Source organism: Streptomyces sp. NPDC044044 (genome assembly GCF_056434405.1).
In genome coordinates, this window is sequence record NZ_JBWKFG010000003.1 from 846,535 (window position 1) to 860,703 (window position 14,169).

Annotated in this window: 11 protein-coding genes and 1 pseudogene; 8 read left to right on the forward strand and 4 right to left on the reverse strand. The window is 71.2% G+C overall.

Annotated features, from left to right (window positions below; translation table 11 throughout):
• Window positions 1-2: 2 nt before the first annotated feature.
• A complete protein-coding gene (gene glxA / locus AC07AG_RS14835; protein WP_478755200.1) occupies window positions 3-1,967 on the forward strand; it encodes a radical copper oxidase GlxA in 1,965 nt (654 codons plus the stop codon).
• A 7-nt stretch (window positions 1,968-1,974) separates the two neighbouring features.
• On the opposite strand, the gene AC07AG_RS14840 is transcribed toward glxA, so the two are convergent.
• Both AC07AG_RS14840 and AC07AG_RS14845 read right to left on the reverse strand, forming a co-directional pair.
• On the reverse strand, window positions 1,975-3,003 hold the full coding sequence (locus AC07AG_RS14840) for a glycoside hydrolase family 6 protein (RefSeq protein ID WP_478755202.1): 1,029 nt from the start codon (window positions 3,001-3,003) through the stop codon (window positions 1,975-1,977).
• Window positions 3,004-3,094: 91 nt separating this feature from the next.
• Complete coding sequence (locus AC07AG_RS14845) at window positions 3,095-4,081, reverse strand: ArsR/SmtB family transcription factor (protein WP_478755205.1); 987 nt, start codon at window positions 4,079-4,081, stop codon at window positions 3,095-3,097.
• A gap of 67 nt (window positions 4,082-4,148) precedes the next feature.
• Between AC07AG_RS14845 and AC07AG_RS14850 the strand changes: the two are divergent.
• The 5 genes and pseudogenes from AC07AG_RS14850 (at window position 4,149) to AC07AG_RS14870 (ending at window position 9,566) form a co-directional block, all read left to right on the forward strand.
• Window positions 4,149-5,551, forward strand: a pseudogene (locus tag AC07AG_RS14850) (MFS transporter).
• A 10-nt stretch (window positions 5,552-5,561) separates the two neighbouring features.
• Window positions 5,562-6,071 (forward strand): MarR family winged helix-turn-helix transcriptional regulator, encoded by a 510-nt coding sequence (locus AC07AG_RS14855; protein WP_478755207.1) that lies wholly within the window; start codon window positions 5,562-5,564, stop codon window positions 6,069-6,071.
• Between the two features lie 89 nt (window positions 6,072-6,160).
• Window positions 6,161-6,493: a DUF3817 domain-containing protein gene (locus tag AC07AG_RS14860; protein ID WP_351163967.1), complete on the forward strand. Its 333-nt coding sequence runs from the start codon at window positions 6,161-6,163 to the stop codon at window positions 6,491-6,493.
• Between the two features lie 85 nt (window positions 6,494-6,578).
• Window positions 6,579-8,279, forward strand: a complete 1,701-nt coding sequence (locus tag AC07AG_RS14865) for an acyl-CoA mutase large subunit family protein (protein WP_478755209.1) — start codon at window positions 6,579-6,581, stop codon at window positions 8,277-8,279.
• 189 nt (window positions 8,280-8,468) lie between these two features.
• Window positions 8,469-9,566, forward strand: coding sequence for an alpha/beta fold hydrolase (locus tag AC07AG_RS14870; RefSeq protein WP_478755211.1), 1,098 nt, complete (start codon window positions 8,469-8,471; stop codon window positions 9,564-9,566).
• Between the two features lie 32 nt (window positions 9,567-9,598).
• Here the strand turns inward: AC07AG_RS14870 and AC07AG_RS14875 are convergent, their stop codons facing one another.
• Both AC07AG_RS14875 and AC07AG_RS14880 read right to left on the reverse strand, forming a co-directional pair.
• On the reverse strand, window positions 9,599-10,987 hold the full coding sequence (locus tag AC07AG_RS14875) for a sensor histidine kinase (protein ID WP_478755213.1): 1,389 nt from the start codon (window positions 10,985-10,987) through the stop codon (window positions 9,599-9,601).
• Window positions 10,984-11,688: a response regulator transcription factor gene (locus AC07AG_RS14880; RefSeq protein WP_478755215.1), complete on the reverse strand. Its 705-nt coding sequence runs from the start codon at window positions 11,686-11,688 to the stop codon at window positions 10,984-10,986. The genes AC07AG_RS14875 and AC07AG_RS14880 overlap by 4 nt, the downstream gene beginning before the upstream one ends.
• A gap of 132 nt (window positions 11,689-11,820) precedes the next feature.
• On the opposite strand from AC07AG_RS14880, the gene AC07AG_RS14885 reads away from it, so the two are divergent.
• Window positions 11,821-13,002, forward strand: a complete 1,182-nt coding sequence (locus AC07AG_RS14885; protein WP_478755217.1) for a UDP-N-acetylglucosamine--N-acetylmuramyl-(pentapeptide) pyrophosphoryl-undecaprenol N-acetylglucosamine transferase — start codon at window positions 11,821-11,823, stop codon at window positions 13,000-13,002.
• On the forward strand, window positions 12,999-14,024 hold the full coding sequence (locus tag AC07AG_RS14890; protein ID WP_478755219.1) for an SDR family NAD(P)-dependent oxidoreductase: 1,026 nt from the start codon (window positions 12,999-13,001) through the stop codon (window positions 14,022-14,024). Before AC07AG_RS14885 ends, AC07AG_RS14890 begins: the two co-directional genes overlap by 4 nt.
• Window positions 14,025-14,169 lie beyond the last annotated feature (145 nt).

Consider the following 14,169-nt stretch of genomic DNA (forward strand, 5'->3'; position numbering starts at 1 on the left):
CCATGGCTTACCGGCCCTCTAAGCGGACCAAGAAGACGCTCCTCGGAGTCGGTGCGGGCGCGCTGCTCGTCGGACTCAACGCACCGGCGGCACTCTCCTTCGCCGAGGAGAGGTACTACGCGTACAAGATCGCCCAGCCCGGCTACAAGGCGAAGTACGGCTCCTGGAAGCAGATCGGCATCCCGGACGAGTACCGCACGAACGCCATCCACGCCGCGCTCCTGCACACCGGCAAGGTCCTGATCGTCGCGGGCTCCGGGAACGAGCAGAAGAAGTTCGACAAGGGGTCGTTCGACACGATCCTCTGGGACCCGAAGACGGACACCTTCAAGAAGGTCGCGACCCCGGAGGACTTCTTCTGCTCGGGGCACGCCCAACTCCCCGACGGGCGCCTGCTGGTGGCGGGCGGCACCGCGCGCTACGAACTTCTCGACGGCGAGATCAACCGCGCCGGCGGCGGCATGCGCGTCAAGAACGAGAGCCCCGACAAGGCCATCGTCCTCAAGAAGGGCACCCGTTTCCGCTCCCCGTCGGGCGTCGAGTACGTGAGCAAGTTCGACGTCAAGGTCCCCAAGGCCAAACGGGACTACAAGATCACGTACAACAAGGCCGGCGTGATGCAGCCCTGGAAGACGACGGTCAAGGCGAGCGAGGCCCGCGTCTTCGTCGAAGCCGCCCAGGAGGGCGAGGAGTTCGTCAACGAGAAGTCCGCGCAGTACGAGATCGAGGGCCTCACCGGCAAGGCGGCGGACAACACCTACGGGATCGCCGAGAAGATCACCATGGACAAGCAGGACTTCCAGGGGATCAAGGCGGCGTACGAGTTCGACCCGAAGGCCGAGAAGTACGTCCCCGTGGAGCCGATGGAGAAGGCCCGCTGGTACCCCACGCTCGTCGGTCTCGACGACGGCAAGGTGCTCGCCGTCTCCGGACTCGACGACGTGGGCATGATCGACCCGGGCGACAACGAGATCTACGACCCGAAGACGAAGAAGTGGACCAACGGCCCCAAGCGCTACTTCCCGACCTACCCCGCGCTCTTCCTCACCAAGGGCGGCAAGCTCTTCTACCCGGCGTCGAACGCGGGCTACGGGCCCGCCGACAAGGGGCGTGAGCCGGGCCTCTGGGACCTGAAGACCAACAAGTTCGAGAAGATCCCCGGCCTCGTCGACCTCGACCAGACCGAGACGTCCGCGTCCCTCCTGCTGCCCCCGGCGCAGGACCAGAAGGTGATGATCCTGGGCGGCGGAGGCGTCGGCGAGTCCGACAAGGCGACCCGGCGCACGGCCGTGGTGGACCTCAAGGAGGACAGCCCCGCCTTCCGGACCGGGCCCGAACTCCCGCAGGGCACCCGCTACTTGAACAGCGTGATCCTGCCGGACGACTCGGTGTTCACGTCCAACGGCTCCAAGGACTACCGGGGCCGTGGCGGCAGCAACATCCTCAAGGCCCAGTTCTACGACCCCAGGACGAACAGCTTCCGCGAGGCGGCGTCCCCCAAGGTGGGCCGCAACTACCACTCGGAGGCGCTGCTCCTGCCCGACGGACGGGTCGTCACCTTCGGCTCCGACCCGCTCTTCGACAACCAGGAGAACACCAAGCTCGGCCACTTCGAGCAGCGCATGGAGGTCTTCACGCCGCCCACGCTGCACAAGGCGGGCAACAACCGTCCGGTCCTCGGCGAGGGCCCCGAGCAGCTGGCGGCGGACGGCCGCGCGACGTTCCGCACGGAGAGCCCCGGCAAGATCGCCTCGGCCCGTCTGATGCGTCCCAGCGCGGTCACGCACACGACGGACGTCGAGCAGCGGTCGATCGCGCTCGGCCTCACCAAGGGCAAGGGCGAGGTGACGGTGGACGTGCCCAAGGGCGACACCGCTCTGGTGCCGCCCGGCTGGTACATGCTCTTCGTGACGGACCAGGACGGCACGTCGTCAGAGGCGAAGTGGATCCACGTCGGGCAGAAGTGAGCGCAGGTCAGGTGGCCTTGGCGTTGCGCGCGAGACCGAGCGCGTAGTCGGGCCACCACTGGCCGGCCGCCGGGCCGCCACGGCACGGTCCGTCCGAGTCGCCGGGCCGCTTGATCCACAGGACCGCGTCGAGCAGCGCGTCACCGGTCTTGTCCGTGGGCGGGGTGCCGAGGCCGCGGCCCGGCGGATTGCACCAGGCGTCCGCGCGGTCGCCGGCGAGCGGGCCCTTGCCGTTGCGGCTGGTGTCCATCACGAAGTGCTTGCCGCCGACGATCCCCGAGAGGCCGCGGCCGTACGCCTTGATGGTCTCGTCGCTCTGGAAGTTCGACACGTTCAGCGAGAAGCCGTCGGCCTGTGCGATCCCGGCCTGCTGGAGCGGCTGCGCGAGCTTGCCCGCCTGGCTGATCCAGCCCGGATTGCCCGCGTCCAGATAGACCTTCACCTTGGGCTGCTGCTTGAGCCGCTGGATGCCTTCGGAGAGCAGCTGATAGCGGTCGGCGTGGTACTCGGCGGGGGTGCAGCCGTCCACGATGTGCGGGATCGCGTCCGGCTCCAGGATGACGACGGCCGGGCTCTCACCGATGGCGCCCGCGAACTTGTCGATCCACTGCCGGTAGAAGTCCGAGCTGTGCGCGCCGCCCGCGGAGTGCTGGCCGCAGTCGCGGTGCGGGATGTTGTACGCGACGAGTACGGCGGTGCGGTCGGCCTGCGCGGCACCGTCGACGGCCGCCTTGATGTCCGGCACCGGGTCGTCGCCCGCGGGCCACACGGCCATGGGCTGCTCGGAGATCCGCTTCAGGGCATCGGCGTCCTGGGTGCGGCCTTCCTGCTCCCACTGCCTGACCTGCCGGGCGGCGGCGCTCTGCGGGTCGACCCAGAAGGCACTCTGCGTCTTCTTCGCGGCCTCGGTGGCGGGCCCTGCCTCGGAGGCCGCCCTCTCCCTGCCCTGGGAGCCGGAGTCGGACGAGCACCCTGCCGTGAGCCCGAGGGCCGTGAGGGCCGTGAGTGCGGTGAACGTACGGACCAGGCGGTGCATCCAGCCCCCTTGGGCGACGGTAACGACGGCAATCGTTACATAAGGGGCCAATCACCCTTGGTTACGACACCGGGCCGGACGCCGGGCGGTGTCAGATGCCGCCGCCGTTCGCCAGCGCGATGCCGAGCGGGGTGCGCTCGTAGAGCACCTGATGCCCGTACCGCCGCGAGACAAGGAGCCCGGCGCCGCGCAGGGCGCCGAGGTGCGCCGAGACGGACGAGGGGGCGAGCCCGAGGCGATGCGCGAGGGCCGAGGTGGTGGCCGGGTCGGTGAGCGCGGCCAGGACGGTCGCCCTGCCCCGCCCCAGGAGCCGTACGAGCGCCTCGGGCGTACGGTCGCTCGGCTCGGCCCAGAGGCCGCCGATCCCGCGGGCGGGATAGACCAGGGTCGGCTGCCAGGGCGGGTCGTGGCCGCCCACGACGTCGGGCCACGCGAAGACGCTGGGCATCAGGACGAGGCCCTGCCCCGCCAGCCGCCGCATGTGGTCGCCCCTGCGCGCGACCGTCAGGGTCTCCGCGTCCCAGGTGAACCTCGGGTCGAGCTCGGCGACGAGGGCGCCGAGGCCGACCTCCGCGAGCCGCCGCGAATGGAAGGCGACGTCCGCCTCAAGGAGCGCGCGGAGCCGGGGCCAGTCGGGCTCGACGAGGGTGTGCCAGGCGGCCTCCATGGCGTCGGCGAGATCCCGCACCGCGCGCGCCGGATCGGCGAGCAGTGCGCGCCCCTGCGGCGATCCGGCGGCTCCCGCGGTGCAGGCGAGCGCGCGCGTCAGCTCCTCGTGCGCGGCCTCGGGGTCGGCGGCGCGCACGGCCGCGATCTCCTCCTCGAAGGTGGCGGCGGGGCCGATGGGGGGAGGGCCGATGAAGTCGGGGGAGTAGCCGCGCTGTGGCATCAGGAGCCACAGCGCCCGGAGTTCGAGCCCGGCACTCGCGTCGCGGATCCGCCGGAGCCACTGCAGGTGGTAGCCGTGCCGGTCGGGCCGCTTGAGGGTGCGTACGGCTTCCTGGGTCTCCCACAGCGGCGAGACGGCGAACCGGCACCGCAAGAGATCGTCGGGCCCGAAGTGCAACCGGTCCGGCACGGCTCCCACCCCCTCCCGATTCGTCTGGAGCCGAAACTCTAGGGCGACCGGCGCGGGCGCGTGCAGGGTGCGGACATGTCCGACGAGCACACCTCAGACAACCGCACCTCAGACAACTGCACCTCAGACAAGCGCACGCCCTGCCGGAACACCTCAGACAAGTACACCTCAGACAAGTGCGGCTCCGAACCCCCGGGCTATCTCCACCTCTTCGGGATCCGCGAGTTCCGTGCCGTCTTCCTCGCCCACGCCCTCTCGCTGCTCGGCGTCGTCGTCAGCGAGGTCGCGCTCACCGTGCTCGTGTACGGGCTCACCGGGTCGCCGCTGCTCAGCGCGCTCACCTTCGCGTTGGGGATGCTGCCCTACCTCGTGGGCGGGACCCTGCTGTCCGGGATCGCCGACCGGTATCCGCCGCGGCGGGTGCTCGTGGTGTGCGACGTCGTGTGTGCCGCGTGCGCCGCCCTCATGGCCCTGCCCCTCACGCCCGTCTTCGGGCTGCTCGCGCTGCGGTGCGTCATCGCCGCCGTCTCGCCCGTGTTCAACGGGACGCGGATGGCGACCCTCGCCGACATCCTCGGCGACGGCGACCTGTTCGTCCTCGGGCGTTCCCTGCTGCGGATCGTCTCGCAGAGCTCCGTGCTCGTCGGCTTCGGGCTCGGCGGCGTCCTGCTCACCGTCGTGTCGCCGCGCGAGGCGCTCCTCATCACCGTGGGCACGTTCGCCGCGTCCGCGCTGCTCCTGCGGTGCGGGACGCAGCGCAGACCCGCGCGCGGGGGCGGCGGTTCCGCGCTGGTGAAGTACTCGCTGGGCGGCGCGCGGCAGGTGCTCGGCGACCGGCGGATCCGGGCGCTGCTGCTCCTCCTGTGGGCGCCGCCCATGTTCATGGTCGCCCCGGAGGCGCTCGCCGCTCCGTACGCCGACCAGATCGGCGTCGGCGTCGCGGGCGTCGGACTTCTGATGTGCGCGCTGCCGGTCGGCACGATCGCGGCGGAGCTGTACGCGGGATCCGCGCTCTCCGCGACCACGCGTGCCCGCATCGCCCTGCCGCTCGCCTCCTTCACGCTCCTGCCGCTCACGGTGTACGCCGTCACCCCGGGCCTCATGTGGGCGATGCTCGCGCTCGCGCTCGCCGGTGCGGGATCCGCGTACACGCTGGGCGTCGACCGGTGGTTCGTCGACGCCGTGCCCCAGGAGCTGCGCGGGCGGGCCATGACCGTGCACACGGCGGGGCTCATGACGATCCAGGGGGTCGGGATGGCGCTCGCCGGGCTCGCGGCGGAGTTCTTCGCGGTGAGCACCGTCGTCACGGCTTCGGGTGTGCTCGGCACGGTCTGCTGCCTCGTCCTGGCCGCCGAGGTCCGCGCCACGCACCGTACGGACGACGGAAGGGAAGAGGGTAAACCCGCCAACCTACGGGAACACGTGACCGAATCGCGAGACGGGGCTGACCACCATGTGACCGGCGGGTAAGGTCTTTGGCGTGCCGAAGCCGCTCAGCCTTCCCTTCGATCCCATCGCCCGCGCCGACGAACTCTGGAAGCAGCGCTGGGGATCCGTACCGGCCATGGGTGCGATCACCTCGATCATGCGGGCGCACCAGATCCTGCTCGCCGAGGTCGACGCCGTCGTCAAGCCGTACGGACTGACCTTCGCGCGGTACGAGGCGCTGGTCCTTCTCACGTTCTCGCAGGCGGGCGAGTTGCCGATGTCCAAGATCGGCGAGCGCCTCATGGTCCACCCCACGTCCGTCACCAACACCGTCGACCGCCTGGTCAAGTCCGGCCTCGTCGACAAGCGCCCCAACCCGAACGACGGGCGCGGCACCCTCGCCTCCATCACGGACAAGGGCCGCGAGGTCGTCGAAGCGGCCACCCGCGAGCTGATGGCCATGGACTTCGGGCTCGGGGTCTACGACGCCGAGGAGTGCGGGGAGATCTTCGCGATGCTGCGGCCGCTGCGGGTGGCGGCGGAGGACTTCGACGAGCAGTAGGCGAGCACTGGGGCGGCAGGAGCGGGCGCACGTAACCGGAAGCGGGGCCGCCGGAAGATCGCGCAAAACGGGCCGATACGCTCGTGGGCATGAAGCGAAGCGTGCTGACCCGTTACCGGGTGATGGCCTATGTCACCGCCGTCATGTTGCTCGTGCTGTGCACCTGCATGGTTTTCAAGTACGGCTTCGACAAGGGCGAGGGCCTGACGCTGGTCGTCTCCCAGGTCCACGGCGTCCTCTACATCATCTACCTGATCTTCGCCTTCGACCTGGGCTCCAAGGCGAAGTGGCCCTTCGGCAAGCTCCTGTGGGTGCTCGTCTCCGGCACCATCCCGACGGCCGCGTTCTTCGTCGAGCGCAAGGTCGTCCGCGAGGTCGAGCCGCTGATCGTCGACGGCTCACCCGCCACCGCGAAGGCCTAGCTCCACCACGGCAAACCCCGCCACGGACATACCCGTGGCGGTCAGCCATCGACATTTACTAGGACGTCCTAGTAAATTCGAGGGTATGGACGCTGACGCCATCGAGGAGGGCCGCCGTCGCTGGCAGGCCCGGTACGACACCGCGAAGAAGCGCGACGCGGATTTCACCACGCTCTCCGGCGACCCGGTCGAGCCCGTCTACGGGCCACGACCCGGGGACACCTATGAGGGATTCGAGCGGATCGGATGGCCCGGCGAGTACCCCTTCACCCGCGGACTCCACCCCACCGGCTACCGCGGCCGGACCTGGACCATCCGCCAGTTCGCAGGCTTCGGCAACGCCGAGCAGACGAACGAGCGCTACAAGATGATCCTGGCCGCCGGCGGCGGCGGCCTCTCCGTCGCCTTCGACATGCCGACCCTGATGGGCCGGGACTCCGACGAGCCCCAGTCCCTCGGCGAGGTCGGGCACTGCGGGGTCGCCATCGACTCGGCCGCCGACATGGAGGTCCTGTTCAAGGACATCCCGCTCGGTGACGTGACGACGTCGATGACGATCTCCGGACCCGCCGTCCCCGTCTTCTGCATGTATCTGGTCGCCGCCGAGCGGCAGGGCATCGACCCGGCCGTCCTGAACGGCACGCTCCAGACGGACATCTTCAAGGAGTACATCGCGCAGAAGGAGTGGCTCTTCCAGCCCGAGCCGCACCTGCGCCTCATCGGCGACCTGATGGAGCACTGCGCGCGCGACATCCCCGCGTACAAGCCCCTGTCCGTCTCCGGCTACCACATCCGCGAGGCCGGTGCGACGGCCGCGCAGGAGCTCGCGTACACGCTCGCGGACGGATTCGGGTACGTCGAGCTCGGCCTGAGCCGCGGCATGGACGTGGACGTCTTCGCGCCCGGACTCAGCTTCTTCTTCGACGCGCACCTGGACTTCTTCGAGGAGATCGCCAAGTTCCGCGCCGCGCGCCGGATCTGGGCCCGCTGGATGCGCGACGTGTACGGCGCGAAGACCGACAAGGCCCAGTGGCTGCGCTTCCACACGCAGACCGCGGGGGTCTCGCTGACGGCACAGCAGCCCTACAACAACGTCGTACGCACCGCTGTCGAGGCGCTCTCCGCGGTCCTCGGCGGCACGAACTCCCTGCACACGAACGCCCTCGACGAGACCCTCGCGCTGCCGAGCGAGCAGGCCGCCGAGATCGCGCTGCGCACGCAGCAGGTGCTCATGGAGGAGACGGGCGTCGCCAACGTGGCGGACCCGCTGGGCGGCTCCTGGTACGTCGAGCAGCTCACCGACCGCATCGAGGCCGACGCCGAGAAGATCTTCGAGCAGATCAAGGAGCGGGGGCGCCGCGCCCACCCGGACGGGCAGCACCCCATCGGGCCCATCACCTCCGGAATCCTGCGCGGCATCGAGGACGGCTGGTTCACCGGAGAGATCGCCGAGTCGGCGTTCCAGTACCAGCAGTCCCTGGAGAAGGGCGACAAGCGCGTCGTGGGCGTCAACGTCCACCACGGGTCCGTCACCGGCGACCTGGAGATCCTGCGGGTCTCTCACGAGGTCGAGCGGGAGCAGGTCAAGGTCCTCGGCGCGCGCCGCTCGGCGCGGGACGATGCGCGGGTACGGGCCTCGCTGGACGCCATGCTGGCGGCTGCGCGGGACGGGTCGAACATGATCGCCCCGATGCTGGAGGCGGTCCGCGCGGAGGCGACGCTGGGGGAGATCTGCAACGCCCTGCGGGACGAGTGGGGGATTTACACGGAGCCTCCGGGGTTCTAGTTCGGGTGCTTGGGGTGCTTGGGGTGCGTGGGGAGCTGCCGGTCCGTCGTGGCTGGTCGCGCGGTTCCCCGCGGCCCTTCGGGGCGCTCCCCGGGCGCCCGGGGAGCTCGGCCGAAAAAGGTGGGTGTCAGATGTGCGGGGCTGGGTAGGCGCGCCGCGTCGACCCGTCCTGCCCCCTGGAGTCACCCTGTGTCACCCGTGAGCCTGCCCGGCCCCACTCGTACCGCTGTGATCGCCATCGGAGCCGCCACGCTCACTCTGCTCGGTGCGCTGACGGTGTACGGCTCCGGTGAGGTGAGCGCGAGCCCGCCGGCCGAGCCGAAGGTCCAGGACACCTTCGACTCGCTGGGCCCGGAGGTGCACGCGACGAAGCTGTCGAACGGCCGGACGGCCCACTACTCCGACACCGGGAACAAGAAGGGCAAGCCCGTCCTCTTCATAGGCGGCACCGGCACGAGCGCCCGCGCGGCGCACATGACGGACTTCTTCCGCACGACCCGCGAGGACCTGGGCCTGCGCCTCATCTCCGTCGAGCGCAACGGCTTCGGCGACACGGAGTACGACGAGAAGCTCGGCAAGGCCGACTTCGCCGACGACACCCTCGAAGTCCTCGACAAGCTCGGCGTGGACGACGTGAGCGTGATCGCGATCTCCGGCGGCGGTCCGTACGCGGCGGAGCTCGCCGGACGCGCCCCCGAGCGGATCTCGGCCCTGCACCTCGCGGCGGCCCTGCCGCCCTACGGCGCGAAGCCCGCGTACTGCTCGATGTCCGACGACGAGCTCGCCGACACCGTGAAGGACTCCATCAGGGACCCGCGCAAGTGGTGGGCCTTCCCCGACGACAGCCCCGTGAAGTCGATACCGGGCTTCGCCGACACGGCGTACGAGGAAGGCGCGCGCACCTACAACCAGCGCGGCCAGCAGGCGGACCCCGCGCCGCAGGTGCACGAGCAGAAGCTGTACTGCGGACGGCCCGGCCCGGACCTGAAGAAGCTCGACGCACCCGTGTATCTCTACGGCGGCGAGAAGGACACGACGGTGCCCCCGGCGACGCTCAAGACCTGGCAGGACGCGCTGCCGGGCAAGGCGAAGGTGCGGACGTACGCGGACTCCGGGCACGACGTGCAGTACCGCCACTGGGACCAGATCCTGGTCGACCTGGCCGGACACGGTGACCGCACGGTCGTCTGCCGCGGCAAGCACAGCCGCGTCCTGCCCGCGCGGGAAGCGGACAGCCTCGTTGCCAAGGAGCGGGCCACTCTTGGCAGTTGCGCCTGGTCTCGCTAGCGGTCACCAATGTCCTCAATCGCCGGACGGGCTTAATTCTGGCCCAGCGTCAGTCTGAACAGTGCGCCCCCGCCCGGCGCCCTCTCCGCCGAGAGCTCCGCCCCGTGCGCGTGGGCGATCTGGCGGGCCATCGCGAGACCGAGGCCCGAGCCCGGCAGGGCGCGGGCCTTCTCGGCGCGGTAGAAGCGGTCGAAGACGTACGGCAGGTCCTCCTCCGCGATGCCGGGCCCGTGGTCGCGGACCGTCAGGGCGGTGGCGGTGAGGGAAGCCTCCACGGGGGTGCCCGGCGGGCTGAACTTGGCCGCGTTGTCCAGGAGGTTGGTGACGAGGCGCGAGAGGCGCGCGGGGACCCCGGGGATGCGCAGGTCCGCCGCCTCCGGCGTCACCTGGAGCGTGAAGGGCACCTGCGGCCAGTGGCCGCGCGCCGCGTCCACGACATGCGCGACCAGCGGAGCGAGCCGCACTTCCTCCAGGAGGGGCTGCGGCTCCTCGTCGCGGGCCAGCTCGATCAAGTCGTTGACCATGCCGGTGACTTCGCGCAGCTGGCGGGCGAGCGCGCCCGACGCCCGTTCGCGCTGGGTGTCGGTCAACCGGTCGGCGCGGGCGAGGAGTTCGGCGTTCGTCCGCAGTGCCGTCAGCGGAGTGCGCAGCTCGTGCGAGGCGTCGGCGACCAGGCGGCGCTGTGCGGTGACCGACTTCTCCAGCTCGGCCAGCATCGCGTTGAACGAGGCGGCCAGGCGCGTCACTTCGTCCTCGCGGCCCGGCGGCCCCGGCGGCAGCTCGATGCGGTGACGGGCGTCGCGGGTCGCCGCGATGCGCTCCGCCGTGGCGGTGAGACGGGCGACCGGGGCGAGGCCGGTGCGCGACACCCAGTAGCCGCCGAGCCCCGACAGGAGCACCCCGGCGCCGCCCACCGCGGCGAGCAGCCCGGCGGCCTGCCGCACGCCGCGCTCGGCGATGTCGGCGCGCAGGGCGACCTGGACGGCATCGCCCTTGCCGTAGTGGGTGGTGTACATCCGGGTCGGCCGCCCCTGCAGCGTGAGGCTCGTGTAGTACGGCGCCGCCTTGCCGCCCGCGACCAGCCGGGTGGAGTGGGTCACCGGCAGCAGATAGGGCTTCGACGGATCGTCGGCCGGGTCGGCCGGGACGATCTGCGAGCAGGCGGGGGCGCCGAGGAAGCGGCACTCGCCCGTCACGACGCCCGGCTCGGCGTCGTAGTTCCGCTGCTGGGCGATGAGGGTCGCCGACTGGGCGAGGTTCTGGTCGAGCTGCTGGTAGAGCTTGTAGCGGATGACGAGGAACGCGGCCACGCACACCCCGACCGCGACCAGCGCGACGGCCGCCGCCGCGGCGAGCGCGAGCCGGGTGCGCAGCGGACGCCTGCGCCGCCACCGGGCACCGAGCCTGCGCCGGGCGCTCATGGGCTGCCGAGCCGGTAGCCGACGCCGTGCACGGTGTGCACCAGGCGGGGCTCGCCGCCCGACTCCAGTTTGCGGCGCAGGTAACCGACGTACACGGCAAGGGAGTTGGAGTCGGGCCCGAAGTCGCGCCCCCAGACCGACTCCTGGATCAGCTCGCGCGGGAGCACCTGACCCGCGTTGCGCAGGAGCAGTTCGAGCAGGGCGAACTCGGTACGGCTGAACTCGACCGCGCGGTGGCCGCGGTGGCCGGTGCGGGTCGCCGGGTCCAGGACGAGATCGGCGTACGCGAGGTCGTCGCCGTCGGCGGGGGAGTGCTGCTCCGGTGCGGCGCGGCGCAGGAGGGCGCGGACACGGGCGACGAGCTCGTCGAGGGCGAAGGGCTTGACCAGATAGTCGTCGGCGCCCGCGTCGAGGCCGTCGACGCGTTCGCTGACGGAGCCGAGCGCGGTGAGGACGAGGACCGGGGTGCGGTCGCCGATGGCGCGCATCTGACGGCAGACGGCGAGGCCGTCCATCACCGGCATCATCACGTCCAGGACCACGAGGTCCGGCTCCCACCGGGCGATGGCGCCGAGCGCGCGGCTGCCGTCGGCGGCGCCCCGGACGAAGTGGCCCTCGATCGTGAGGGCGTCCTCCACCGCCGCGCGGACTTCCGGGTCGTCGTCGACCACGAGGATCTTGGGAGCGGGAGGTGTGGTCACGCCGGACCTGCCTGGGTGCGACGGGGGCGGCCTGGCTGCCCGCAGGGCGAGCTCCTCGGAGATCTCATGCTCCAAAGGTGCCAAACGCTGCTCTTAAAACCCTCTTAGACCTGCTCGTGATGCTCCATTGCCATGCGAACACCCGATATGCGATCTCCCGAGTCAGGGGCCCGTGCCCCTCTCTCCGTCGTCATCGGCGCGGGCGGCACCGGTGGACACATCTATCCCGGGCTCGCCCTCGCCGACGCCCTGCGGCGTGCCGTGCCGGGCGCGGTCGTCTCCTTCGTCGGTACGGAACGGGGGCTCGAGACCCGGCTCATACCCGACGCCGGGTACCGCCTCCACACCGTCGACATGATCCCCTTCGACCCCTCGCTCGGCGCCAAGCGGTACCTCCTTCCCGCCGCCCTGGTGAAGTCCGGCGCCCAGTGCCGGACGATCCTGCGGGCGCAGGGCGCGCAGGTCGCCGTCGGGATGGGCGGCTACCCCAGCGCTCCCGTCATCGTCGGCGCCCGCATGGCGGGGCTGCCCAGCCTGATCCACGAGTCCAACGCCGTGCCCGGCCGCGCCAACCGCTTCGCGGCCCGCCTCACCGCGAACATCGCGGTCGCCTTCGACCGCAGCCGGGAGCATCTGCCGGGCGGTGAGCGCGCGTACACCACCGGGATGCCCATCGCGGCGCCGCTCGCCGTGCTCGACCGGGGGGCGCTGCGGGCCGAGGCCCGCCGGGAGTACGGGGTGCCGGGCGGGGCCCGGATGCTGCTCTTCAACGGCGGCAGCCTCGGCGCGGCCCGGCTGACCGAGGCCGCGGTGGGGCTCGCGGCGAGCTGGCGGCACCGCTCCGACGTCCATCTGCTGATCAAGACGGGGCCCGCCGCGCTCGACGCGACGCGGCGGCGGCTCGTGGAGTCGGGCGGGGACGCGGTCGCCAAGGCCGTGCCGTATCTCGACCGGATGGACCTCGCGTACGCCGCGGCCGACCTGGTGGTCTGCCGCGCCGGTTCGGCGACCGTCGCCGAACTCGCCGCCACCGGCGTCCCGGCCGTGCTCGTCCCCTACCCGCACGCGCCCGGCGACCACCAGACCCACAACGCGCGGGTCCTCTCCGACGCGGGCGCGGGGCTCCTCCTGCCCGACGGCGAGACGACGGCTGCGCGGCTCGCTGAGCTCGTCGGGCCGCTCCTCGCCGATCCGGCGCGGCTCGCCGCGATGAGCGGGGCGGCCGATCCGGGTCCGCATGCGCGCGCCGCCGACCTGCTCGCCGAGCGGGTCATCCAACTCACCCACCACACCACGCACTTGGAGTACGCATGAGCACGAGCAGCAACGCCACCCTGGACGACGGCACCTTCGGCTGGGTAGGTCGCACCGTCCTCGTCACCGGGGCCGAGGGTTTCATCGGCTCGACGCTCGTCGATCTGCTCCTGGAGCAGGGTGCGAAGGTCCGCGCCTTCGTGCACTACAAGCCGTACGCGGAGAAGGGCCACCTCGCGCATCTCCTCGGGGACCCGCGGGTCGAGATGCTCGCGGGCGACGTCCGGGACGCGGGGCGTGTGATGGACGCGGTGGAGGGCTGTGACACGGTCTTCCACCTGGCCGCACTGATCGGGATCCCGTACTCGTACGACTCACCGGGGGCGTACGTCCAGACGAACGTCGTCGGCACGGAGAACGTGGCGGAGGCGTGCCGGCGGCATGCGGTGCGGCGGCTCGTCCACACGTCGACGAGCGAGGTGTACGGGACGGCGCTGACCGCCCCCATCTCGGAGGAGCACCCGCTCCAGCCCCAGTCCCCGTACTCCGCCTCGAAGATCGGCGCCGACATGATGGCGCTGTCGCACTGGCACGCCTTCGAGCTGCCGGTGACGGTGGTGCGCCCCTTCAACACGTACGGTCCGCGCCAGTCGGCCCGCGCGGTGATCCCCACGATCCTTGCCCAACTGCACTCCGGGGCACGGGAGATCAAGCTGGGCTCGCTCACGCCCACGCGTGACTTCACGTACGTGACGGACACCGCGCGGGGCTTCATGGCGTTGGCGGCGTGCGAGGCGGCCGTGGGGCACGCGGTGAACCTCGGGGTGGGCCAGGAGATCTCGATCGGTGATCTGGCGGAGGCGCTGATCGAGGCGTCGGGGCGGGCGGCGGAGGTGGTCGTGGACCCGGCGCGTCTGCGCCCCTCGGGCAGCGAGGTGCAGCGGCTCCTCTCGGACAACTCCCGGGCGCGGGAGTGGGCGGGGTGGACTCCGGAGGTCTCCTTGGCGGAGGGCCTGAAGCGGACGTCGGAGTGGGTCGCGGAGAACCTCCGCCTCTTTGCGGCGGATCGCTACCAGGTCTGAGGGTCACCTGCGGTGGGCTTGAGCAGTGTTTCCCTCTGCCCGGCGGCCGGATTGCACCGGGTCATCTGGGGTGGGGGGTGGGGGGTGGCTTGGCTGCTCACGTCGGCGTGTGATTCAGTTCGCCGCTGCGCGGCGGTCTTGCCCG

Excerpts from the sequence above, each read along its gene's own strand:
- glxA (WP_478755200.1), top strand. The coding sequence starts at position 3 with ATGGCTTACCGGCCCTCTAAGCGGACCAAGAAGACGCTCCTCGGAGTC.
- AC07AG_RS14840 (WP_478755202.1), bottom strand. The coding sequence starts at position 3,003 with ATGCACCGCCTGGTCCGTACGTTCACCGCACTCACGGCCCTCACGGCC.
- AC07AG_RS14860 (WP_351163967.1), top strand. The coding sequence starts at position 6,161 with ATGAAGCGAAGCGTGCTGACCCGTTACCGGGTGATGGCCTATGTCACC.
- AC07AG_RS14865 (WP_478755209.1), top strand. The coding sequence starts at position 6,579 with ATGGACGCTGACGCCATCGAGGAGGGCCGCCGTCGCTGGCAGGCCCGG.
- AC07AG_RS14875 (WP_478755213.1), bottom strand. The coding sequence starts at position 10,987 with ATGAGCGCCCGGCGCAGGCTCGGTGCCCGGTGGCGGCGCAGGCGTCCG.
- AC07AG_RS14885 (WP_478755217.1), top strand. The coding sequence starts at position 11,821 with ATGCGAACACCCGATATGCGATCTCCCGAGTCAGGGGCCCGTGCCCCT.
- AC07AG_RS14890 (WP_478755219.1), top strand. The coding sequence starts at position 12,999 with ATGAGCACGAGCAGCAACGCCACCCTGGACGACGGCACCTTCGGCTGG.